The organism is Paenibacillus sp. FSL R5-0928 (genome assembly GCF_037970385.1).
Classification (GTDB): domain Bacteria; phylum Bacillota; class Bacilli; order Paenibacillales; family Paenibacillaceae; genus Paenibacillus_AQ; species Paenibacillus_AQ odorifer.
The window spans coordinates 5,294,487-5,318,934 of sequence record NZ_CP150225.1 but is presented as its reverse complement, the minus strand read 5'-3'; the positions used below and the strand labels follow the sequence as shown (position 1 = coordinate 5,318,934).

Below are 24,448 nucleotides of genomic sequence, written 5' to 3'. Positions count from 1 at the left end.
GAACAGTCTAAACAAAATTTCTTAAATATGTAATTAAAAGAGTATTATATATATTAATTCATAATAATTACATTTGATAATGGGAGTTCTGTTGAATTAAGAACGCATGTTTGGTTATGATACAAACAAATGATCTTATTTTCTAGGGGATTATCAACATGCAAATGCGGATTGGTCAAACCTTTTGAAATTGTTTACTTAGATAAAGTCGGCAAGATTTCTCAGCGTAAAATTGAGATCAATGGTATTCGAAACGGCCCGGGCCACCTGCAAGAATACAGGAGCGCCCCGTGTATTCCTTACGTCCAATATCCTCGCTTGGCAGGCTATATCAGAAAAAAGCTATGCTTAGCGACACGGCCCGTAAGCTGCTGATGATCATGCGGCATTGCTCGGTGCATCACGGTTATATGCCTACACTTGAGGTACTGGAGACAAAGAGTGGGCGGACACCAGAAAAGATTCGAGCCGGGCTGCAGGAATTAGCAGAGGACAATTACATTCTATGGGAGTTTGGGAAATCACCTGAGAGTGCAGTGGTCGTTGAGGGATGGGAGCGAAGAGAGGATCGACCAGCATCTGTTTCATGGGGCATGGACGGTGGCCATATAGATTACTGGACAGATTACTAGGAGGGCAGACATCATGGTTAAGAAACTGGAGAGTATTTGGGATTGCAGTAGGATGATGCTACCGGAGCATAAGACTCGGATTCTCAGTGATGAGCGAGGGCAGCAGTGGAGAGATCGTAAAAAGCCGATGCTTGACGCGCAGGAGTGGGAATTGATTGATCAAGTGTTGGCATATTCAAAACGATATTGAGAGCAGATAACAATAACTCAGTTTGAACCAGTTCAAAATATTAAGCTTCGGGGAGTTGTGATGGCCATAGACAAGCAGCTATGGCGGATTAAACTGCAAACGGATGATGACTATGATTGGATTAAGATTGATGATGTGATTCAGGTGACTACATAAAAAATGCCCCGGAAGCTTTCACCGGGGCATAACTATTATTCCTCAAATAACTCATCCATTAAACTAATAATAACGCCTTTAGTCACTACTTTGATGGTACGTCCCTCACTCTTCACAGCGGTCAAAAAATCTTTGTAAGTTTCAGTTGTATACGAAAATTTCGGCGCGTACACTGCCTTCACATCCAGTGCCTTCAGAACATCCTCTAGCCCACCAATGTGATCTGCGTCAGGATGAGTAGCAACCATGGCATCAAGTGTCTTTACACCAAGGGCTTTCAGGTACTTTACTACATTTTCACTTATTCCTTATTAAGCTAACGGGCAGATTAGTGGAGTGAAGATATGGTAAAATATATAAAGTGCCCCCTTGATGGTTAAGGAGACTGACTTGGAATATTCTTAAGTCAATCGATAGCAAATTATACAAGGATAAGGTGTGATGCGGATGACTGATTTTACAATGATTAAAAAGCTGTTTCATATTACGAAACGAAACGGGTTTAGTCATGATGAGATACAAACCATTAAAAATAATTTCGGTGAATTGCCCCAGGTGTTTATAGATTATTATTTGGAACTCGGTAAAGACGAGCGGCTGAATCATACGCAAGATAGTTTGATCAAGCCCGAGCAATTCCAATACTTCAAGCATAGCGAATATTTAATTTTTTATTGCGAGAATCAGCGTGCCTGTGTCTGGGGAATCCATAGGAACGATTTATCCAGGTCCAATCCCCCTGTCTATATGAGTTACGATGAAAAGGTATGGAAAATGGAATTTGAAACATTGACCGATTTTTTTCATGCGATGGTCTATTTGCAAACCGTATTCGCTCTTGAATACGGCTGTGAATCGTTTTATTCCATTGAACAAACCGACTTGGATTTTATTCGTGAAAATTTTAAAAACAAAGATATTTCCTTTCGGCATTGGATTGGCATCGAATTTTATGGGAATTACGATGACAGCATAATAACGGTGATGAATAATGACGATAGTTTTAATTTGATTTTTGCTTCAAGCGACAAAGAACATTTTGATGAAATGGATCGGGTTCTCTCAAAACTAGGAGTAGTAATTTGAAATTTTCTGTTTCAAGAAGTCAACAAAATAGGGACTTCAGAATGTCATCAATAAGTTAAATAGCTTGGAATAGCCTTACAGAAGAAGTGTGAAAAATAGAGTTAAATCCAGTGGGGCAAGCATCTGTTGTACTGTTTGGAATTGAGGATGAACGAAAAGCTAATTAGATTCGGGTAGGATGGCTCAATAAATTCGCGAATACTCTACATATGGAATTATTTACGAAGTTCGTAAATATGACATTATCTGAAAGAGCGGCCCAAAAAACTTTTAAAGTAATTCATTCGCAACATCCTGTTGCCTTATGCAAAAGATTATTTAGTGGAATTTCTTTTATACAACTCGTGTTTGTGAAAAAATACGAACGAGAAATTTAAATGAATAGGGGTTAATAAATGATAAAGATTCGAAATATGACAGAAAATGAATTTGAAAAATTTAAAGAGTGGTCTGTTAATGACTATGCAAAAGATTTAATCAAATCTAAAATGAGTAGCGATAAAGATGCTTATAAGTGTGCTGAAAAAGAATTCAATGAACTACTTCCGATGGGTTTATCAACAAAAAATAATTATTTATATGTAATGATAAATCATAGTTTAGAAAAAATTGGTTTTATTTGGTATGAAAAAGAGAATACATCAGGATTCATTTGTGATTTTTTGGTTAAGCAAAATTACAGAAATAAGGGATATGGATTTGAAACTATGAAATTGATAGAGCAGGATGCCAAAGATAAAGGAATTAGAAAACTCAGACTTAGTGTATTTAATTTCAATGAACCAGCCTACAATCTATATAAAAAACTAAAATATAAAGAAGTTGAGAACAATGATGGAAATGCGATAATGGAAAAAATACTTGATAACTAATATATGGGGAATTTCAAATGCCCCTTGTGTACTGAATCAGTAAATGATCATTAAGCTAATGGGAAACGTTAATTTAATAAAAACATGTAAGCAGCCGCTCAAACAACCGGCTGCTTTTTCATTTAAGCTAACGGGCAGTTATGCGTAACTTTTAGGGAATGTAAACATCTAAATAACGTAAGGAACGAGGAGGCAGACAATTCATGGGAGGAACGAATGTATGGGATGCGGAGTGGGAGGTTAACGAAGAGCAGGCGCGGACGCTGATCGGCAGACAATTCCCTCAGCTGTCATCGAAGCAAGTGAAGCGACTGGGCTGGGGCTGGGACAATACGGTTTTTCTCATCGGTGACGAGTACGTGTTCCGGTTTCCAAGAAGAACGATTGCAGTTGGCTCGATTCGTATGGAAGGGAAGCTGCTGCCAAAGCTGGAGGCATATATAACCATCCCCTATCCGAAACCGTTGTTTTATGGCGAAGCAAGTGACGAATACCCGGCACCATTTCTTGGCTATGCCTACGTGCTAGGAGATTTCCCAATCGGTTTGACGGAAGAACGCCGGGCTTTATCGGCAGAGACGCTGGCGAAATTTTTGCGGAGATTGCATGAGTTTCCGGTGCAGGCGGCGCTGAAGTGCGGAGTTCAGCAAGATCATCGAAACTTGACGGACATAGCATCGCGCAAAGTGAAATTGGAGGGCTTTCTATCGAAGGTGGTTGAACACTTGTCGCCGGAGGAGTCCGGTGTGATCGAAGCGTATATTAGCAGGCTGCAAAAGGACCGTGTCGAGGCGGTGAATGCACTGCTACATGGCGATCTTCATTTCAAAAATATGCTTGTGAATGAGAACGGGATCGTTTCCGGCATCATTGATTGGGGCGATCTGAGCGTAGGCCATCCGGCTTGCGATTTGAGCGTTGCTTATAGCTTTTTACCACCTTACGCTCGCGGCGTGTTTTTCGAAACGTACGGAGGAGCGGACGAGGAAACGAAGCTGCTGGCGCGGCTAATCGCGGTATACATCCCCATACTGATCTTAATGCAAGCGGTCGATGACGGGAATGAAGCAATTGCGGCAGAGGCGAAATCCAACATCATGCGGGCACTGTCGGATTAGGCTCATTATTTCGTTGCGGCTATGGGGCTATGGCTATCGGCACCATTTTGTCGTTTAAAGGCCGCGATAAGGTACGATCCGCCTTCTCTGATACCGCTTTATGTTGAGGAACACGAAATCCAACAGAGTAAGTCGTTGCGCTAACGGGAAACGTTAGCTCAATATAGACATAAGACACCCAACCGATACGATTGTAAAAATGTGCCTCATCAGTGATTATACTGGTGGGGTTTTGCGTTTCTCTGTAACCAAAGATATTTTAGCATGTATCAAGTAATTGATAGATTACATTTAGGTTTTTACTAGATATGTAAATTAATGAGAGCAAAGTAAGTAAAGCAATTACACCAAATAGATATTAACCAGGTCAGGCACTAACCCCCAAAAAAAAAAAAAGCCCTTGCACAGATTTTAATTTCTGTTGCAAGGGATCAAAACTCTGGTTATAGTATAAGTGGTATTTTTATCTTTATAATACAAGGTTTTGTTAAATAATCGCAGGGGACGGGCTGGGGACGAACTGGGGACAGACTCTAGGTCAACCAGTAGAAACCAGTCCAAATGAGAACAATATAAGAACGGGTTGAGTCCTTGATATGACTAGGTTATTGAGTTTAGTTCCATATCATATCAATAAAAACCCATGTCTTAAAATCCTGCGGTACGTGAGTACCGTACGGGTTCGACTCCCGTCCTCGGCATCATAGTGAACCTTGAGAAATCAAGGTTTTTTTGTTTTTCTTGAGTAAAGCTTCCGTCAAAAGCTAAGGTTCTGTATATCTGGGAATCACATTCAAACACACAGTACTCAGGATGGTAATACTCCTTATCAGTGCTTGTCTAATCACAAGCTCTGGAGGGGAGTTTTTAGCATGGAAGATTTCATGAACCGCCGTATATCAAACGGTACGCGCAGTGGTATGAGAGATCCGTGCTCATTGATTACTGTCGAATAACATCTTAATTTGTTGTATTATTGATTAAGCTAGTTTTCAAGAACCAAGGAGGGTTAAAGTTTGCTTACACTGAGAAGAGCCGAGCCGCGTCAAAGTAAAAAGCTCAGTCTCACATCGCTGCTTACGGGCTTGGTTACGCTGGTGGTTCTACTAACCTCAAGCATTCTTCTGATTGGCTCTTACGAGTCCAAAAAACAATCATTGATGGAGACTACACTCCATCTGAATTACTACAACGCTGACCGAATGACCAAAACAATGGATTCCTTATTTCAGTCCATGCGCAGCAGTTTGGAATACAGTGCTGACACACTCTCCGATGACGAAACCTTAACGCCCAAGCAAGTGGATGATAATTTGGAACTGATGCGCAATAGTAGCAATTACTTCAATTCTATCGCCGTGCTCGATGCCGACGGGCTGATCCGCAATGTAGTACCGGCTAGTTTGGGGTCAGTAGGAAACCATATTACTTCTAAGGTCGGTTTGGAAGCTCTGGCGTTAAAAAAACCTTACATATCCTCCCCCTACATGACCCAAACCACCAAGAGACTAATCGTTTTTATGAGTCAGCCGATTTTTAGCAAGAATGGTACATATCGCGGTATTTTGAGCGGCACATTTTATCTGCAGGAGAACAATATTTTGTCTATGATTTTTGGCGATAATAACGTGGACGATTCTGGCTCCTATTATTATATTGTGGATTCAAGCGGGCATCTGTTGTACCACCCGGATAAGCAGCTCATTGGGGAGGATGTCAGCAATAACAAGGTTGTGCAGAAACTCATGAATGGGGAAAGCGGGGAACAGCAAGTGCGTAACACCCGTGACGTTGAAATGCTTGCCGGATACTCCAGCGTTCCAGCCAACGGATGGGGAATTGTGGTCGTTTCGCCGATTAGTGTCATCCATCATCAACTGATGGGGCACCTTCGGACCATTCTCTGGTATTCGTTGTTTCCGTTCATTATACTCCTGATGGGCGTCATTCTCGTAGCACGCAAGCTGGCCCGGCCTTTTGTGTACCTGGCAAATCTGGTGAGCAGGATGGGCAAGGAGAAGATTGAATTGCCAGAAGCGAAGCCGCAATGGAGCCGAGAGGCAGATCTGCTGACCAAGGCTGTGTTGCTTGCCGTGACGGATATTCAGAAGCAGACGGATCAACTGACCCAAGAGGCTACGACGGATGCTCTGACCGGTTTAATGAACCGAAGATCCTTAGAGTATACGATGAGTCAGTGGATTGACTCAGGACAACCGTTTTCGCTCATTGTGCTGGATGTAGACAAATTCAAACTCGTGAACGACACCTACGGCCATCTCATCGGCGACGAAGTGCTGAAACATGTAGCCAATGTTATAGTTACCTCGTTTCGTCCAGACGATGTTTGCCACCGCTACGGCGGTGAAGAGTTCATCATCTTGCTAGCCCACACTAGACCCGAGGAAGCCTTCACCATAGCTGAAAGAGTCCGGCGGGCAATGGAACAAAGCAGGGGGCCAATCCCGACACAGGTTACGATCTCTCTAGGAATCGCCCATTATCCTATTCATGCATTGGAGCGGGAGGGGCTGCTGGAGAAGGCGGATCAAGCGTTATACCTGGCCAAGAGCAGGGGAAGAAACCGGACGATGGTCGCTGATGTTTGAAACAATGGCTCGAAATATGCGGTACTTGCCCCCGTCTTCGGCATCATAGTGAAAACCTTAGGAATACAGAATTTGCGTAGAAGAATATAAGTCTCCTTTGCTGTATCTGATTAAATTAGATGAAGAGCGGGCTGACCGAATGCTGCATATCAGCACGGGTGGCACGAAGCCAGCGGGCAGCAAAGGACGAAAGTGTAACCTTCCAAGCTGAACAAGGAAAATGTTATTCGCTATTATGAATGTTCGGAGCGGAAACAGTATTTCATCTTTGATGAAATACTGTTTTTTTGTGCGGATGTTAATTATGTTCAACACGTTGCAATAATTCCTTTAAAGCCTTCATCTGCCGGCCTTGAAGTTCTCCCTCTACAATCGAATTCCGTAGAGATTCTACATCCTGAGCCTTCACTTTACCCCCATGATGGAAACGATTGAATGCTTGATAATCTAGCGGCAGCATATCTTGTTCCATTTTGAGATGTATTTTTGCTGTCATGCGTGGCCCCATCACAAAACTCATAATCTTACCGATTAGACCATGCTTGGGCAGGGATGCTATTTCACCCTGAGCACGGCAAGCGAGCTGCCAAAGATCTTTATTTGCAATAACGACTGAGAATTTCGGCCAACCTACGATATCACAAGCAGCGTACACAGGAAAACCGATACTTGAGTAAATATTGAACATCGCCGGACTTACTTGACCACAGCGTGAGACCCCAGAGTTATTGTACAGTGCGCTAAATTGTTTGGCAGCTGATTTATTATTGTTCTCGACCTGGAAACCGACCTTGTTCGCCGGATGTTTGTAACAGACAATGGCTTGGTTAATGAGTTTGGGGTCTGTTGGTGCATGCACAGGCAAATCAGCCTTGGATTGATGACTTAACGTACCCAGTATTCCTCTTAACAGCTGGTCTTCCGGAATTCTCATATACTGAATGTAATGTTCACGAATCCCGCTTCCAAACGCACTCATAATCACCGTAGTTTTAGAATTACGAACGACACCTCCCAATTTGGATAACGTAGCTACGCCTTCTGGTGAACGGCTCACATTTCCGTCCAATGTAATAATAATAAATTGATACTGCTGAGGTTTTATTTCTTCTATATCTTCTATGACATTAAAGTTGCTAAATTCTTTCAATGTATCATCGTCATAGCAATATAGTTTTTGAGGAGGAGCGAAGTCTGCTTTTCGTCCTTTTCGTACAAGAAAGGTAACATCGGTGCCTGATAAATGTAGATGGTAACCTACAGAGAAACCTACTGCTCCTGCACCTACTATAAGAATGTTTGTTTTATCTGAAGTGATTGTCATGGTTAGTTCATCTCCTTGACATGTGTTGATTTAATGTCGTGATGTCAGTATAATCTACACGTCTGAACAATCACAATAATCAATATATTTGTAAATGTTATGAAGTAAACAGATTACATCTATTATGTTGAAAGGATAGAACAGGAGGAGCGTATGGTTGGAACCAAGAATAACAGAAGAACTAAATATACGATTAATCTCATTAAAGAGAGCTTCCTGGTTTTATTAGAAACCAAAAAGTTACCTCAAATAACGGTCACTGAAATATGTAACTACGCTGATATCAACCGTGGCACCTTTTATTTGCACTACAAAGATCCTTTTGAATTATTTGAAGTGATGCAGAATGAATTTAATAAAGAATTGGTGGAAGCATTACAAGAAGGAGGCAGTCCTTGCACATCTGAAGAATCCATGGTCAAACTCTTAAACATCATTCAAGATAAGAAAACCATGTATCAGCTTCTAATTTCAGAGAGTGGAAAAAGTGAATTTTTAACACGAGTTTTACTTGAACAAAATTGGAACGAACCCTTTCTAAAGGACTATTCTTTCACTTACAAGGTTTATGGATCTATTGGAGTCATTAATCAGTGGCTCGAGTCCAATGGTGGAGAAAGTCCGCAATCCATTGCTAATATAATTTATTCTTTGGGTCATCAGAACAAATAGTTTGAAAAAAACACGCTAAGAGTGGCATTTTAGGAAGCTATATAATAATTACTGTAATAATGTACTATATATCAACAGTCTGTTAACATGCCATATCTCCAAATTTCTGAACCCAGAGGATTTATAATATAAAAAAGTGCCTTTAAACAATGTGGTTAAAGGATTTGTTGTCGAGCTTTGACTTGAAATTCTGAGGTACGTGAGTACCGTAGGAGTTCTACCCCCGTCCTATCCTTGACCAGAAGATCGCATGACTCTCATGAAATATTGAGGTCATGCGATTTTTTTATTTTAAAAATCAGAGCATTACAGATCGTCGCTGCCGAAGATATTTTGGAGTTGAATTCTGAATAAATTAGTAGTTGACAGCATTTTTGAAAGCGGTTATATTTATCTCGTAAACAATACGTTATATAACGTTATATCAAAGGAGAGAATCAAATGAATACAAATCAGGTTGTTCAAAGTATCCGTGAAAAAGTGGCAGAGGGGATTTCAGAGGTATATTTTGTAGCTTGTGGGGGTTCACTGGTTGATATGTATCCCGCGAAATATTTTTTGGATAGTGAAGCGAAGAAACTGGTAGCAGGGCTCTATACGGCGAATGAGTTTGTTCATGCATTGCCTAAACGTCTGGGCACACAATCGGTAGTAATCGTTTGTTCCCATGGCGGAAATACACCGGAATCGGTAGCTGCGGCGCAAGTAGCCAAACAGCATGGAGCGCACACCATTGGCCTAACCCATAACAAGGAAGCTGCGCTGCTGAATTACTCTGATTATTCTTTCTTGTATGAATGGGGAGATGATAGCAATGTGAAAAATAACCCGATGGCTATCATTCTGGATCTCGCTACTCAATTGTTAGATGCGGCTGAAGGGTATGCGCATGTTGAAGCTTTTCAAAAAGGATTGGAAGCCATCGATGGCATTATTAACCAGGGTAAAAAGCAGGTCGCTCCACGTGCCCGTGTGTTTGCCAACAAATACCGTAATGAGGAGCTTTATTATATCTTGACAAGTGGAGCTTCGTACGGACATGCTTATGGATTTGCAATCTGTTCTTTGATGGAAATGCAATGGCTGCATGCTGCGGCGATTCACTCCGGTGAATTCTTCCATGGTCCTTTTGAAGTGACGGATAAAGAAACCCCATTCATCCTAATGATTAATGAAGGGCGCACCCGTGAGCTGGATGAACGAGCACGGACTTTCCTGAATCAGTATGCAGAGAAAGTCGAAGTGATTGATGCTAAAGAGCTGGGAATTGGTACAATTGCTGATGAAGTTGTGGAATTCTTTAATCCGGTATTATTCTACAGTATCATTTGTGTCTATCGCGAGGCTCTTGCCGAGGTGAGAAATCATCCGCTAGAAACCCGCCGTTATATGGGGAAAGTAGCCTACTAATCGGGAGGATAAAACCATGAAAGCTCTAGGTATTGGCGATAATGTGGTAGACAAGTATGTTCATCAGCGTACGATGTATCCCGGCGGCAATGCACTCAACTTTAGTGTTTTCGCCAAAGGTGAAGGAGCTGTCGCGGCTTTCCTCGGTGTTTTCGGCGATGATGACGAGGCACGTCTTGTGGAAAATACGCTGCAGCAGCTGGAAATCGATATCTCACATTGCAGACATCATAGCGGAGAGAACGGATGTGCACGGGTAACCTTAGAGAATGGGGAACGGGTATTTCTGGGCAGCAACGAAGGCGGGGTTACGAGACTGAATCCAATAGCGTTGAGTGAAGCCGACAGAGAATATATCCGCGGGTTTGATATCATCCATACAGGGCTTTATAGTCACACCGGACATTTGCTTGCGGAGCTGAATGAACTGGGAATTCCCCTCTCTTTTGATTTCTCCGATGACTTCGAGGATGCGCAGGTAGAACGGTATATTGGCAATGCGGATTTTGCTTTCTTTTCCTGCAGCCATATGACGGATGAAGAGACGCAGAATTTTATTGAGACTAAACGCAGAAGAGAAGGCCAAGTATTGGTGGCAACACGCGGGGGAGACAGATCCATTGCCTATGATGGAGCAAGCTTTTATTATCAGACCCCTGAGCTTATTGAGGCTGTTGATACGATGGGAGCAGGCGACTCTTATATTACTGCCTTTTTAATGAGTATGATTAAGGATGGTGATATTCAAGCTGCTATGCGGGAAGGCTCCAGATTAGCTGCCAAGAGCTGTATGGTGGAAGGTTCCTTTGGATTCGGGGCTTCTTATTAACAACGGATGCGTACTTATCTTTGCTTGTGAAAAAGAGGATCGTTTGTTACTCTAACAATAGAGTAATATAACGTTATATAACAAGTGAGGGTAAATCATGTTAAATTCAGAGCAGGCAGAGCCATTATATATTCAATTGAAAAAAGCGGTCCAATCCGCCATTGCGAACGGTACCTTTAGTTCAGGAGATAAAATTCCTACTGAAATTGAGCTTAGTGAAACATATAATGTCAGCCGAATTACTGTTAGGAAAGCTATAGAGGAATTGGTGAATGAGGGATATCTGACGAAACGCCAGGGCAAGGGCACTTTTGTCAACGCACAAAAGATCGGCCGCAAGATTGAGCATGTCATCAGTTTTACGGCGGCCTGCAAAGCCAATGGTGTTTCATCACACAGCGTCGTTACGGAGAGAACTAAACTTAAAGCCGATCAAGAAACCGCGGAGCGGCTGCAAATACAGCAGGGTGAACCGGTGTTATATATTCAACGTAAAAGATATGCTGGCGAAAGACCCCTAATGCTGGAAAATAACTATTATCCGTATGACCGTTTTTCTTTCTTAATGGATGAAAAGCTTGAAGGATCGGTATATGAGCTGCTGCGGAAACGTTATCATATTGATCCCAATCAGCCGGGAGAAACGGTGTTGCAAATCACCTTGGCTGATGAACAGCAAGCAAAATTACTGGAGATTCCCATTGGTGATCCTTTGTTCTATATGAACACTATTATTTATGATCAGGACAGTCAGCCGGTTCATGTAGGCAAGCAGTACATTATCGGTGACCGTTATCAATTTACTTTATAATTCATTCTGCTTCTTGCGGTAAGCGGGAAGCAGAAGCTTCGATATAACGTTATAAGTCGTATTATTAATCGGCAGAAAGGCGTTGAAATCATGGAAGCAGTTAAACATGGTTTTGCAGATCGGGTACTGTTGTCTAATGCAGTATTTACAGGAATAGAAGATGGCGCTTCACCGGCATTTATTGCCCTGCAAGGGGAGCGAATCGTCGCGGTTGGAATCCCGGCAGAAGCAGAGGAATGGATAGGACCGGCAACATTTGTTCATCATCTGAAGGATGCGTTCATTATGCCTGGTATACATGATAACCATGTTTTTTTTACCGGTTACATGTCCATGCACCGTGGAGTGGATCTGACGAATGTCGCTACAATTCAAGAGGCTTTAGAGTTGCTTAAACAAGAAGCAGAAAAAATACCCTCAAAGCAAAATGTATACGCTTACGGGTGGAGTGAAGAGTGTTGGGGCGAGCTTCCAGGGCAAAGCTTATTAGACGAAGCTTTTACTGAATGGGCTGTAATCGCCATTAATCTGACGAAAAGCTATTGTTGGATGAACAAGTTTGCTCAGGATAAGTATCAGTTTCTCCCTGACCAATGCAGCGCGGAATCACGCGCCCTCCTCCTTCATGACATGATGCAGGATCAGGAATTAGTCAGACAAGAGTTTTTGGACTTTGCCCGAATGCTTGCTAAACGGGGTGTCACTTCGATAAAAGATATAGGCTTTGACAGGCATAGCGGTTTGTTGCCGGTCCTTGAAGAGCTGGAAGCAACGGGAGAGCTGCCGTTGCGGGTCCATTTTGCGCTTGAACCTGTATTGCAGCCGCTTGATATTTCCACGGGTTTGCAGTACAAAGAGCGTTATCAAGGAGAATTTCTTCGGTTTCAGGGATATAAGCTGATGTTGGATGGTGTGGTAGCTGATCATACGGGAGATATGCTGGAGCCTTATGCGGATATGCCAGGTGTTACAAACTTGCAGTCAGTTGACTACGAAGGGTTAGAAGAGGCATTTCGGGCAGCAGACAGCCATGGAATTAAATGTTGTCTAACGGCTGAGGGGGATGCAGCAATTCGTAAGGCAGTAGACATGATCGAAGATTGCAATCGTAACCGGGGAGCACAGCGGATTAGGCATTCAATCAGCGATTTGGAATATCCACATCCCGAAGACATTCAGAGGATGGGGGAGAACGGGATTTTTGCCGAGGTATATGCCCAGATCTTGCTCTTAAATCCTTCTTATGAGGATGCTTATATGGCTGCTGTGGCCGGAAAAGAGAATGAAAGCCGGTTTTATAATTACAAGTCCATGCTTGAGGCCAATGTACCGATTACGATAGGTACAGATTTGCCGCTTTTCCTCACCAGTGTTCCTGATTCGCTGTATGCGGCTTCTTTTCGGTTGTTCCCTGATGGATCCCCTCCGGGAGGCTGGAATTCCGAGCAGGGGATGCCGGCATCAGAAGTCCTAAAGGCCTGGACGATTAACGGGGCCAGACATTGCGGTATGGAAAGTACAGGAACCTTGGAAGTTGGAAAAGCTGCTGATATCGCTGTATTTGACCGTAATCTTCTGGATACAGCTGCAACCGAGATTAGAGATGCACGTGTGATTTTGACAATTACCGCCGGTCAAATCACCTATGATGCTGCCAGGAACGAGGGGTAGAAATGGAAACGGTTAAACGTAAAATAAAATGGTCCCTTCCTCATAGTTATACATTGATTTTTCTGATTATCGTGGCTATTGCCGGATTAACCTGGATTGTCCCGAGCGGCCAATTTGACCGTCAGGAAGTGCTGGTGGATGGTTCCTCCAGAACAGCCATTATCCCGGGAACCTATCATACCGTTCCCAAAATCAGTGAGCAAGGGGATTTGAGACAAGGACTTGCCCAAATTGCCAGTGCGCCGTTAGAAGGAATCATCAATGCTGCTGATGTCGTCGCCTTCGTCCTGATTGTAGGGGGAGCTTTTGGAATTATTCTGCAGACTGGGGCGATTGACCGGGCACTGATGGCTCTAGCCGGAAGACTCAAAAGTAAAGGGATATTACTGATTCCGATAGCCATGGTGATTTTCAGCCTGGGGGGTTCAACCTTTGGAATGAGTGAAGAAATCATTCCGCTTTATGCCATTTTTATACCGTTAATGTTTGCCTTGGGCTTTGACTCCATGACGGCGATTCTCATTCTATTTCTCGGAACACAGATCGGCTATGTCGGATCAACCGTTAATCCTTTCTCTGTATTGATTGCGCAAGGCGTAGCAGGGGTGCAGGGAAATCCACAGCTATGGCTCAGATTTATTGAATGGGTTGTTTTTACTGCGATATCGATTGGTTTTACGATGTGGTATGCGCAGCGGGTGAAGAAGAATCCGGAGAAATCAGCGGTATTCCAAAATGATATTCTAAACCGCCAACACTTCATCAAGGAGAACGATGGGATAGATGTAAGTTTCTCGAACCGGGATAAATTAATTATTGGAGGCTTCATCTTTACCTTGGGGCTAATTGTCTGGGGAATACTGAGCAAAGGCTGGTATATGACCGAGATCGGAGCGCTTTTCTTTGCACTTGGGATTTTTTCGGGGATTGTCACCCGGATGAGTCAGAAGGAAATTGCCGAGAATTTTGTTAAAGGTTGCGGAGAATTTATCTACGCTGCCGTGATTATCGGTTTGGCCCGGGGGATCCTCGTCGTTGCAGAGAACGGGATGATTATCGATACCATTTTGAATGGGCTGGCTACTATGCTTGAGGGCTTGCCGAATTACTTGTTCACCACCATCATGCTGGTCGTGCATAATATTATTACGTTCTTGGTCCCTTCTTCATCAGGAGAGGCGGCCTTGACGATGCCTGTGCTTGCACCATTAGGCGATCTTGTGGGTGTTAACCGCGAAGCAGTAGTAACCGCATACCAATTTGGAAATGGATTAACGAATCTCATTTCGCCAACAGGCGGTGTGCTGCTGGCAGGTTTGGCCATCGCCCGGATCAATTTTGGACAATGGTTAAAGGTAATTCTCAAGCTGTTTCCGATTCTTTGGCTGGTGGCGGCAATCTTTGCCGCAGTTTCCTCAGCTGTAGGCATGTAGTGGATAAAAAATATTGCAAAGCCATGCGGGATTCCCCGCAGAAGATAATCAAAATCCCAAGGTCATACTGACCTTGGGATTTTTGACTCTATATATTAATCCTATTCCCCTCACATCCCATCTGTAGAAGATGAATCGTCCTCCTAACTAATCTATTTTTGTTTATTTTAACAATTAATCGGCACTCTCCCCTTTGTTGTATATTTCCTCCTGATTTGTGGCCACAAATAATGTATGCTAAGAATTTAATCCGTTATTTACCTATCCGTCAGTTTCTGCCGTTCCAAACAGCAGAATACAAACTGTTCAGAAGATAACGCTTCCACGTATGATGTATTCATAACCAGCTGAGTGCTTCATCCGATACTAGTATCACAAATGAGGGAATTTAAGGTGAGAGAATATACGATTGTTAATATTTTATATACCCGCAAGAGTCCTGTGCGCATGAGTGAGCTGATTGCCGAAGTGGGGTTGTCCGAACGGACTCTCCGTGACGTAATCCGTGCACTCGACAAAACAGGAGAGGCGAATGGTTTTGGTATCCGCATGATCCGCGGCCAGGGTTATCTATTGGAGATTGGTGATGAAGCCAAATTCAGTAGCTACCAGGAAAAAGGAATGCTGCAGCTGGATCAGGTGGATCTAGATAATAAGCAGTCACGCCAGCAGTATTTGCTATTTTATCTCTTGCAGAACGATGGCTATCAGTCTATGGATAACATGGCGGAAGAAATCGGCGTCAGCCGTTCTACCATTATTTCTGATCTGAAGGAAGTAGAGCAGCGACTGGCCGCTTTCCGGCTTAACTTGAAACGTCGGGCTCATTATGGCATGAAAATCGAGGGGGAAGAGCAAGACTTCCGCAAAGCCTTTTCTTACTTTATCTTGCAATCGGGTCATACGCTGCAGCATACGGAGGATTTTCATGCCTTCAGTCAGGACTTTGATGCTGAGCAGCTTAAGGGATTTCTACTGCAAATCCTCAAGGAAAAAGAACTGAAGATCTCAGATGTGTTTCTGGATAATATCTTGACCCATCTGTTCATTCTTCTATACCGGGTTTCCAAGCACAATTTCATTGTGGCTGGTCAAGCCTTGCAGGGAACACCTGAGCCGCTGTATCAGGATATTGCTAGGAGCATCGCAGATTTTATCTCCTCTCACTACCGGATTAAGCTTCCGGCGGATGAGATTGATTATTTGGCGCTGCACATTTCTGGTAAGACCATTATGGAGCGGATGTCGGAAGAGACCAAATCGCATCTGCGGGAGGGAATTACGGCTATTCTGGAGCGCTTGGACCGCGAGTTCCTCACTGGATTCACTCAAGATCACGAGCTGCGCGAAGCGCTTCTATTGCATATGTTCCCGCTGCTGAACCGGTTGTATTACAATCTTCAGCTCGGCAACCCATTGGTGGAGGATGTTTACAGCCAGTATGCCAATGTGTTCGTCATTTCCTTCCGTTTCGCTGAGATTGTAGAGGAGCAGTACGGGTTTCGGATGTCGCGCGATGAGGCAGGGTATGTCGCGTTGCATTTTGCCACCCATCTGGAACGGATGCAGCAGCGCAATCTGGAGAAGTTCAAGCGGATTGCCGTGATCTGCTCGACGGGAGGGGGCAGTGCCCAGTTAATCCGGCTGAAGCTGGAAGCGGTATTCCCCAAAGCGTCGGTGATCACAGCCTCCATTACGGAGGTGGAGGAGATCAGCAGCAAGCCTGTGGATCTGATTCTCTCTACTGTACCGCTGGCAACAGAGATTAAGGAAAAACCGGTGATCCATATCAAACAGCTGCTGGATGATCAAGAGATTCAGCGGATCAAAGAAATATTGTCTTTGCAGATTAATCGTACAGAACCGTCCTACAAGCTGATGGATTTCAAGGATTTGTTCCGCAGGGAGCTGTTCCATCTGTCTGGTTCGGACGAAGATTACATGGAGCTGTTAAAGCAGCGCTGCCGGGAGATCGTGGGCAATCATTATGCAGCTGACGATTTCCCTGAACAAGTGCTGCTCAGAGAGCAGAAATTCACCACCATTTACAAAAATGGGGTGGCCGGCCCGCATCCGATGCGGATGAGCGCGATCCGCGACTGTATAAGTGTAACCGTGTTGAAGAAACCGCTGATCTATGAGGGGAAGCCGGTCCAGTTGATTTTTCTGATCAATCTGGGTCCGGGGCAGTTGTTCCTGCACAAAGAGATCAGCAAGCTGCTACTGGTTCTAATGGAGAAGGAAGACAGCCGTAACCGGCTGCTAAACACGAATAGTTATGAGCAATTTATGAATGAGATAGAGAACCTACTATAAATAAAATGACGATACGGAGTGGAGAACCCATGGATTATGAACAAACGATTATGCAGATTATTGCCAGCAGCGGAGAGGCTAGAAGCCTTAGCCTAAAAGCGGTAAGAACCGCGCGCGCCGGAAACCTGGAAGAAGCGGGCGAGATGATTAAGAACGCCAAGACCAGCCTGACCAAAGCACACAAAGTGCAAACGGGGCTGATCCAGGCTGAAGGCCGGGGCGAAAAGACAGAAATTACGCTGCTGATGATTCACGCGCAGGATCATTTGATGAATGCCCTGACGGTTAGAGAACTGGCTGTGGAATTGATCGAAGAAATCAAAGAACGCAAAGCACTCGAACTAGAATTGAAAGGATCGGTGAACTAAGATGAAAAAAATATTGCTCGCCTGTGCAGGCGGATTCTCGACAAGTATGCTGGTGGAACGGATGAAAGAATCGGCACGGACACAAGGGGTTGAAGTGGTTATTGATGCAGTGGCGGAGAGTGATATCGCCGATCAAAAGCCTTTTGACATCATTATGCTTGGACCACAAATGGGACACGCCGAAGGCGATCTGGCCGCAGAATATCCGAACATTCCAGTAACTACGATCGATATGATGGACTATGGCATGATGGATGGGGACAAGGTGCTGGCTACAGCACTTGAACTGATGGAGAAGGGGGCTTAAGTCATGGCAGGCGGCGCAGAATGGAGAGCCAAGATCCAGAAAGTCAGCACGAAAATCCAAAAAAACACCTATATCAGCGCTATTTCCAACGGTCTGATGGCCTTGATGCCAATATTGATTCTGGGCGCTATTTTTTCCCTGATTAATGCACTCAAGCTTGATCCTTATCAGAATTTCCTGGAAAGCACTGGACTCAAAACTTATACTTCGATTCCGGCAACCGTAACCACTGATTTGATCGCACTCTACGCGGTGTTCTCCATCGCTTATAATTTCGCTACCCAACATAAGCAGCAAGGCTTTTCGGCAGGGATTTTGGCGCTGATGAGTTTCTTGCTAGTTACACCAAAAGGACTGCTGGATGACGGTGTGACCAAAGCATTTGGTTACTCCTGGTTGGGCGCCAAGGGATTGTTTGTGGCAATCATCCTGGCACTGCTGGTAGGTAAGATCTATACCTTTGTATTGGAAAAGAAATTCTATATCAAAATGCCGAAGGGTGTTCCGCCCACGGTCGAGAAATCTTTTGCCGCGCTTACGCCTGGTTTTATCGTAGCGGTTCTGATGCTAGTGCTGACGGCGATTTTCGCCGCAACGAAATATGGCAATATGCACGAGTTTGTCTTCTCGATTATCCAGCTGCCACTGACTAGTCTGGGGGGTACCTGGTGGGCGATGCTGATCTGCATCTTCGTAATTCACCTGCTGTGGTTCTTTGGAGTTCACGGCACCTTGGTAGTCTATTCCGTTGTCGGCCCGATTTGGGTGGCTTTGGGACTTGAGAATCTGGACGCTTACCAAAGAGGTGTGGAAGGTACGCATATCATTGGTTCACCGTTCTTCCCGGTTTATGTACTGATCGGTGGTGCGGGGGCAACGTTAGGTCTCATTATTGCGATGTTGTTCGCCAAATCTACACGTTATAAGACACTTGGTAAACTGGCAATTATCCCAAGTCTGATCGGTGTCAATGAGCCGGTGATTTTCGGGATGCCATTGGTGCTGAATGTTCGGTTTATGATTCCGTTTATCCTGACTCCGCTGGTGAGTAGTGGTCTGGCGATTCTTCTGACGACGCTGGGTATCCTTCCTGTGCTGCACGGGATTCAGGTGCCGCTGGGCATTCCGGTGCTGGTTAATGGCTGGATGAACGGGGGCTGGCGCGTAAGTGCGTTCCAGCTGGTTATGATTGGTGCAAGCTTCATGATCTACTATCCATTCTTTAAAAAAGCCGATGCCGAAGCGCTGGAGCAAGAGCAGCAGGCTGAAGCTAAAGCGGCAGCAACCGCTGCCACCAATTAATAAAAGGAGGCTCAACCGATGACTTATCCATTTCCGGAAAACTTCCTGTGGGGCGGTGCGGTAGCCGCCAATCAGGTCGAAGGCGCATATAATGAGGGCGGCAAGGATTTGTCCACTGCTGATGTAGTCAAATATTGTCCTCCTAAGGAACGGCAGAGCCTGGAGCAGCTATTGTCCATGTCCGGTCCACAGCTAGAAGAGGCCATACAGGATGATAATCAGGGAAATTACCCCAAACGCAGAGGGATTGATTTCTACCACCGCTACAAAGAAGATATCGCCTTGTTCGCTGAGATGGGTTTTAAGGTATTCCGTATGTCCATCTCCTGGCCACGTATTTATCCGAATGGCGATGAGCAGGTACCCAACGAGGCGGGACTGCGTTTCTACGACGATGTTTTTGATGAGTTGCGTAAATATAATATCGAGCCGCTGGTCACCATTTCCCATTATGAAATGCCTGTGCACCTAGTCACCAAATATAACGGCTGGGAATCCAGAGAACTGGTTGAACTGTTCGTCCGTTATGCGGAAACTGTGTTCACCCGTTACCAGGATAAGGTGAAGTATTGGCTGACTTTCAACGAAATCAACTGTACGCTCAAAGCGCCGTTTCTGGGCGCAGGGATTATTCTGGATGGCAAGTCAAATGAGAAGCAGGTTGCTTTTCAGGCTTTGCATCACCAGTTTGTAGCCAGTGCGCTTGCGATTAAGCGGGGCCGGGAGATCAATCCGCAGTTCCAGATCGGCTGCATGTTGGCCCGTAAGCTGCTCTACCCATATTCCTGTCATCCCGGTGATGTACTGAAAGCGCAAGCGGAGAACCAAATGGCAATGTTCTGCTCCGATGTTCAGGTTAGAGGCTATTATCCTTCTTATATCCGCCGGCATTTGGAGCAGCATGGAGTGACAATAACCATGTTGCCGGGGGACGAAGCTTTGCTGCGGGACAATCTTGTAGATTTTCTTTCCTTTAGTTACTACATGTCCTCAGTAGTCAGTGTGGATGAGAGCATCACGGCCACCACGGAAGGTAACCTGTCCTCAGGGCTGAAGAATCCCTTCCTGAAAACTTCCGATTGGGGCTGGCAGATCGATCCAAAGGGGCTGCGGTTTGTGCTCAAGGAGATGCATGACCGCTACCAGCTTCCTTTGTTCGTAGTAGAGAATGGTCTGGGTGCTGCAGATGTACTCGAACTGGATGGCACTATCCGTGATCCATACCGGATAGAGTATCTGGCACAGCATATTGAGCAGATGGCGGAAGCCATTGCCGATGGCGTGGAGCTAATGGGCTACACCAGCTGGGGCTGTATTGATCTGATCTCGGCTTCCACCTCGGAGATGCGCAAGCGGTACGGCTTCATTTATGTTGATCAGGATGATGCAGGCAATGGAACGCTGCTGCGTCTGCGTAAGGACAGCTTTTACTGGTACAAAAAGGTCATAACCTCTAACGGTGCAGATTTAAGCTATTAGTGTGGTGTTATAGTCCTTGTTCATTTTTTATGAAAACCTTGAGAAATCAAGGTTTTTTTGTTTTTTTAATAAGGAATAGGAAGCTTGTGAGTTTCTTCTTATAACGAAGTTTTATCCGGGAAGGCACTTAACTTATGGGCAAGCCGCTTTTTGGCCGACTATTTTTTTAGGTATTCCGAGAAGTTCTCCTGAAAGTCCAGTGAATGAATATCTTCCCGAAGATGGTGGTGGATTAGCGGACCGATATTGGTGGTTTCCTTTTGCACCATAAGCTCAAGAATGGATTGGTGTTCGCTCCAGATTTCTTCCAGCTTGTCGGTCTTGAGCATGTGCAGTCTGCGGTACCTGAGATAATGTACATTCGACTGCTGGATCAGAGTCCACAGATACTCACGTCCAGCAAGCCTGTACAAGGCCCGGTGAAACTCGTCGTCTAAATTAAGGAAAGAATCTACAGCATTCTCCTGCCCGATGACCTCTTTTTGTTTCTTAAGAATCTCCTTCAGTTCGTGCACCCCGGGTAGTAAAAGCTGTGCAGAAAGATCCTTGAGGATCTCCTTTTCCAGTGTGCAACGCAAGTATGTGATTTGTTCAACAGATTCTAGATCAATAAAGGACACAATATTACCTTTTTTCGGGTAGATATCGGTATAAGATTCCAGTGCAAGCTGCTTGAGAACATCACGCAACGGCGTACGTGAAATCTGAAACCGCTCAGACAAGGCTGTTTCACTTAGAATGGTACCTGGCTTTAACGCCAGCGTGAGGATTTCTTGCTTCAGTGTGTTTAGAATTTCAGCTTTGATTGACATTTCTGTTCCTGCTTTCAATTGTTGATGACAGATACAGTACTAGTATACATGATAAGTTCGTTCATTAAAATTATCGAGATGAAAATAGGGTGGAAATTCCTTGTTTTTATGATAAAATTCCTGATGAATTTGTGATTGACAAAGAATTGTTCTTATTCTATGATCAAGTAAATCTTGTATACAAGATAGATGAAAACGAATTCACAGGAGGGTTTATCAATGAACATGACGTGGAGATGGTACGGCGAGGGCAATGACAATATCACGCTGGATCATATTCGGCAGATTCCGGGTGTAATGGGGATTGTCTGGTCTTTGCACGAGAAAGTAGCTGGAGAAGTGTGGGAAATGGAACGGATCCAAGAAGTGGCGGATCAAATCACCAGTAAGGGTTTCAGCACGGCTGTAGTAGAAAGCGTCAACGTTCATGATGATATCAAAATCGGCTTGCCGACCCGTGATAAATATATCGATATTTATATCGACACCATTCGTAAACTCGCCAAGGTTGGCGTTAAGGTGATTTGCTATAATTTTATGCCTGTTTTCGATTGGACCCGCACAGAGCTGTATAAAGAGTTGCCTGATGGCTCGAATGCCCTCTTTTATGAAAAGGCTGCCATTACCGATAATCCGCGTGAGATGGTGGACCGGATTCTTAAGGGAGCTGGACAGTTCACGATGCCGGGCTGGGAGCCGGAGCGGCTGGCGAAGCTAGATGAGCTGTTTGCGGCTTATGCGGATGTGACGGAAGATAAACTGTTCGACAACCTCCAGTATTTCCTGGAACGCATTATTCCAGTATGCGAGGAAGTGGACATCAAGATGGCTATTCATCCGGATGATCCGGCTTGGCCGATCTTTGGACTGCCGCGTATTATCCGCAATCGGGATATGATCCGCCGCTTTCTGGATTTGGTGGACAGCCCGTACAACGGTTTGACATTCTGCACAGGGTCACTCGGCACGAATCCGGATAACGATCTGCCAGCGATGATCCGCGAGTTCCATGACCGTATTCATTTTGCACATATCCGCAATGTGAAGGTATTTGAGAACGGTGATTTCATTGAGGTGTCGCACCGTGGGCGTGACGGAAGCGTTGATGTGGCCGAGGTGGTCAAAGCCTATCATGAGAACGGATACATTGGTTATGTACGTCCGGATCACGGGCGTCATCTGTGGGGGGAAGAGAAGAACTGCCGCCCGGGTTATGGCTTGTATGATAGAGCTATGGGCATCATGTATTTGCTTGGTGTCTGGGATAGCTTGGACAACGTCAAGGAGGCAAAATAAATGCTGCATCTGACCAGAAGCAGTATCCAAGGGGAAAAAGCAGCTTGGAAAGCTGCTGGAGTGGAGCTTCCACAGTTCGACTATGAGCAGGTAGCAAACAATACACAGCTTAAACCGGAATGGATTCATTTCGGTGCAGGTAATATTTTCAGGGGATTCGTGGCAAATGCTCATCAGAAGCTGTTGGATGGCAGGAAGTCGGATACAGGTATTATTGCGGTGGAAACCTTTGATTTCGAAATGATTGATAGAGTCTACAAGCCTTACGACAATCTGACCCTTTTAGTGCTGATGAATGCTCGTGGTGATTTTCAGAAAAGAGTAGTAAGCAGTATTGTGGAGGGAATTGCAGCGGACAAAAACCGTGAAGCGGAGTACCGCCGATTGATCGAGGTGTTCGAGAATCCGAGCCTGCAAATGGCCAGCTTCACCATCACGGAGAAGGGATACTCGTTGACGGATCCGCACGATAAATATCTTGGCATTGTGGAAAAGGATATCGAGAGCGGACCGGAGCATCCTGTTCATGTCATGAGTATTGTAGCTTCGCTTGCTTATCGAAGATATCTGAAAGGCCAATATCCGATGACCTTTGTCAGTATGGATAACTGCTCACACAATGGCGACAAGCTGAAAAACGGTGTCGTGTCCATCGCTAAGGAATGGGCCCAAAGAGGACTTGTTGTGGAAGACTTTGTGCGCTATCTGGAAGATGAACGATTAATAACCTTTCCATTGTCCATGATCGATAAAATCACACCACGTCCTTCGGAGAGTGTACAGGCCGCGCTTCTGGAACAGGGAATTGGTGATATGGATGTAATCATTACCTCCAAAAACACATATACCGCTCCTTTCGTAAATGCCGAGATTAGCGAATACCTTGTAGTGGAGGACAACTTTACGAACGGACGTCCACCACTAGAGGAAGCCGGAATTATTTTTACGGACCGGGAGACAGTCAACAAGGTGGAGACGATGAAAGTAACGACCTGCCTTAATCCGCTGCATACGGCGCTTGCTGTTTCCGGTTGTCTGCTTGGCTACACCTTGATCGCGGATGAGATGAAGGATGATACTTTGCGGAGGTTTGTGGAGATAATCGGTTACAAAGAAGGTCTGCCCGTCGTAGTGGACCCAGGAATTCTCAGTCCAAAGCAGTTCCTGGACGAAGTCCTTACGGAGCGTTTTGCCAATCCATTTATCCCCGATACTCCACAGCGGATTGCTACAGACACTTCGCAGAAGGTGGGTATACGGTTCGGTGAAACTATTAAATCCTATATTCGACGGGAGGAGCTCGATCCAGCGCAGCTAACAGCGATTCCACTAGCTATCGCGGTGTGGTGTCGTTACTTACTTGGAGTGAATGATGCTGGAGAGGTCTTCACATTGAGTTCAGATCCGTTACTAGAAACACTGCAAGGTTACCTGCAAGGAGTTTCGCTTGGAGACCAAACCGCAAGTGTGCGCCCCATTCTTGAAGATGAGCGACTTTTTGGGGTTCCGTTGTACGCAATTGGTCTAGGCGATAAGATTGAGGTTATGTTCCAGGAAATGATGGCAGGCCCAGGAGCGGTACGGAGAACATTAGAGAACTATTTGAAGTGAAAGCTAGGTAGTTAAGTAGATTTGATTTAATATAGGAGAAAATAAAGCAAAAAAAGTCCCTAGGCAATCAATCGGGGCTTTTTTTGTATGATTTTAAAAAATCCAAACAAAGTGTGAAAAGAATCTTATATAAAATGAGAAGAA

Annotated in this window: 21 protein-coding genes and 1 pseudogene; 19 read left to right on the top strand and 3 right to left on the bottom strand. The window is 44.7% G+C overall.

Annotated features, from left to right (window positions below; all coding sequences use genetic code 11):
- Positions 1–290 precede the first annotated feature (290 nt).
- Positions 291–632 carry a hypothetical protein gene (locus MKZ16_RS24020; RefSeq protein ID WP_076106097.1) on the top strand — a complete coding sequence of 114 codons (342 nt, stop codon included), beginning with the start codon at positions 291–293 and terminating at the stop codon, positions 630–632.
- A gap of 13 nt (positions 633–645) precedes the next feature.
- On the top strand, positions 646–822 hold the full coding sequence (locus MKZ16_RS24015) for a YolD-like family protein (protein ID WP_141240374.1): 177 nt from the start codon (positions 646–648) through the stop codon (positions 820–822).
- 245 nt (positions 823–1,067) lie between these two features.
- On the opposite strand, the pseudogene MKZ16_RS24010 reads toward MKZ16_RS24015, so the two are convergent.
- Positions 1,068–1,262 (bottom strand): annotated as a pseudogene (locus MKZ16_RS24010) (MBL fold metallo-hydrolase); the annotation flags it as partial.
- Between the two features lie 163 nt (positions 1,263–1,425).
- Between MKZ16_RS24010 and MKZ16_RS24005 the strand changes: the two are divergent.
- The 4 genes from MKZ16_RS24005 to MKZ16_RS23990 all read left to right on the top strand — a co-directional run bounded on the left by MKZ16_RS24005 (position 1,426) and on the right by MKZ16_RS23990 (position 6,663).
- The gene (locus MKZ16_RS24005) at positions 1,426–2,064 is read left to right on the top strand and encodes a hypothetical protein (RefSeq protein WP_076106095.1); all 639 of its coding nucleotides are present in this window, start codon (positions 1,426–1,428) and stop codon (positions 2,062–2,064) included.
- Between the two features lie 395 nt (positions 2,065–2,459).
- Entirely contained in the window at positions 2,460–2,936 is a 477-nt protein-coding gene (locus MKZ16_RS24000; RefSeq protein WP_038572782.1) for a GNAT family N-acetyltransferase, read from the top strand.
- A gap of 203 nt (positions 2,937–3,139) precedes the next feature.
- Positions 3,140–4,054, top strand: a complete 915-nt coding sequence (locus MKZ16_RS23995) for a phosphotransferase (RefSeq protein ID WP_038572780.1) — start codon at positions 3,140–3,142, stop codon at positions 4,052–4,054.
- 1,016 nt (positions 4,055–5,070) lie between these two features.
- Positions 5,071–6,663, top strand: coding sequence for a sensor domain-containing diguanylate cyclase (locus MKZ16_RS23990; protein WP_038572778.1), 1,593 nt, complete (start codon positions 5,071–5,073; stop codon positions 6,661–6,663).
- 298 nt (positions 6,664–6,961) lie between these two features.
- Here the strand turns inward: MKZ16_RS23990 and MKZ16_RS23985 are convergent, their stop codons facing one another.
- Entirely contained in the window at positions 6,962–7,987 is a 1,026-nt protein-coding gene (locus tag MKZ16_RS23985) for a 2-dehydropantoate 2-reductase N-terminal domain-containing protein (protein ID WP_038572776.1), read from the bottom strand.
- Between the two features lie 153 nt (positions 7,988–8,140).
- Between MKZ16_RS23985 and MKZ16_RS23980 the strand changes: the two genes are divergently transcribed.
- The 11 genes from MKZ16_RS23980 (at position 8,141) to ascB (ending at position 20,585) form a co-directional block, all read left to right on the top strand.
- Positions 8,141–8,659: a TetR/AcrR family transcriptional regulator gene (locus MKZ16_RS23980; protein ID WP_076106092.1), complete on the top strand. Its 519-nt coding sequence runs from the start codon at positions 8,141–8,143 to the stop codon at positions 8,657–8,659.
- A 441-nt stretch (positions 8,660–9,100) separates the two neighbouring features.
- The gene (locus MKZ16_RS23975) at positions 9,101–10,069 is read left to right on the top strand and encodes an SIS domain-containing protein (RefSeq protein WP_038572772.1); all 969 of its coding nucleotides are present in this window, start codon (positions 9,101–9,103) and stop codon (positions 10,067–10,069) included.
- A gap of 16 nt (positions 10,070–10,085) precedes the next feature.
- Complete coding sequence (locus MKZ16_RS23970) at positions 10,086–10,898, top strand: fructoselysine 6-kinase (protein WP_038572770.1); 813 nt, start codon at positions 10,086–10,088, stop codon at positions 10,896–10,898.
- Positions 10,899–10,995: 97 nt separating this feature from the next.
- The gene (locus tag MKZ16_RS23965; RefSeq protein ID WP_038572768.1) at positions 10,996–11,709 is read left to right on the top strand and encodes a GntR family transcriptional regulator; all 714 of its coding nucleotides are present in this window, start codon (positions 10,996–10,998) and stop codon (positions 11,707–11,709) included.
- A gap of 90 nt (positions 11,710–11,799) precedes the next feature.
- Positions 11,800–13,380: an amidohydrolase family protein gene (locus tag MKZ16_RS23960; RefSeq protein ID WP_076099846.1), complete on the top strand. Its 1,581-nt coding sequence runs from the start codon at positions 11,800–11,802 to the stop codon at positions 13,378–13,380.
- 2 nt (positions 13,381–13,382) lie between these two features.
- Positions 13,383–14,813 carry a YfcC family protein gene (locus tag MKZ16_RS23955; RefSeq protein ID WP_076106089.1) on the top strand — a complete coding sequence of 477 codons (1,431 nt, stop codon included), beginning with the start codon at positions 13,383–13,385 and terminating at the stop codon, positions 14,811–14,813.
- A gap of 393 nt (positions 14,814–15,206) precedes the next feature.
- Positions 15,207–17,129 (top strand): BglG family transcription antiterminator, encoded by a 1,923-nt coding sequence (locus tag MKZ16_RS23950; RefSeq protein WP_076106086.1) that lies wholly within the window; start codon positions 15,207–15,209, stop codon positions 17,127–17,129.
- A gap of 29 nt (positions 17,130–17,158) precedes the next feature.
- Entirely contained in the window at positions 17,159–17,497 is a 339-nt protein-coding gene (locus tag MKZ16_RS23945; RefSeq protein ID WP_038572728.1) for a PTS lactose/cellobiose transporter subunit IIA, read from the top strand.
- A gap of 1 nt (position 17,498) precedes the next feature.
- The gene (locus MKZ16_RS23940) at positions 17,499–17,804 is read left to right on the top strand and encodes a PTS sugar transporter subunit IIB (protein WP_036683292.1); all 306 of its coding nucleotides are present in this window, start codon (positions 17,499–17,501) and stop codon (positions 17,802–17,804) included.
- 3 nt (positions 17,805–17,807) lie between these two features.
- On the top strand, positions 17,808–19,106 hold the full coding sequence (locus MKZ16_RS23935; RefSeq protein ID WP_036683289.1) for a PTS transporter subunit EIIC: 1,299 nt from the start codon (positions 17,808–17,810) through the stop codon (positions 19,104–19,106).
- A gap of 18 nt (positions 19,107–19,124) precedes the next feature.
- A complete protein-coding gene (gene ascB, locus MKZ16_RS23930) occupies positions 19,125–20,585 on the top strand; it encodes a 6-phospho-beta-glucosidase (RefSeq protein WP_076106084.1) in 1,461 nt (486 codons plus the stop codon).
- Between the two features lie 158 nt (positions 20,586–20,743).
- Here ascB and MKZ16_RS23925 read toward each other — a convergent pair whose 3' ends face one another.
- The gene (locus MKZ16_RS23925) at positions 20,744–21,397 is read right to left on the bottom strand and encodes a GntR family transcriptional regulator (protein ID WP_036683283.1); all 654 of its coding nucleotides are present in this window, start codon (positions 21,395–21,397) and stop codon (positions 20,744–20,746) included.
- A gap of 219 nt (positions 21,398–21,616) precedes the next feature.
- Between MKZ16_RS23925 and uxuA the strand changes: the two genes are divergently transcribed.
- Together uxuA and MKZ16_RS23915 are read left to right on the top strand one after the other, a co-directional pair.
- Complete coding sequence (uxuA, locus tag MKZ16_RS23920; protein ID WP_038572722.1) at positions 21,617–22,693, top strand: mannonate dehydratase; 1,077 nt, start codon at positions 21,617–21,619, stop codon at positions 22,691–22,693.
- Complete coding sequence (locus tag MKZ16_RS23915; protein WP_076106082.1) at positions 22,694–24,304, top strand: mannitol dehydrogenase family protein; 1,611 nt, start codon at positions 22,694–22,696, stop codon at positions 24,302–24,304.
- Positions 24,305–24,448: the final 144 nt, after the last annotated feature.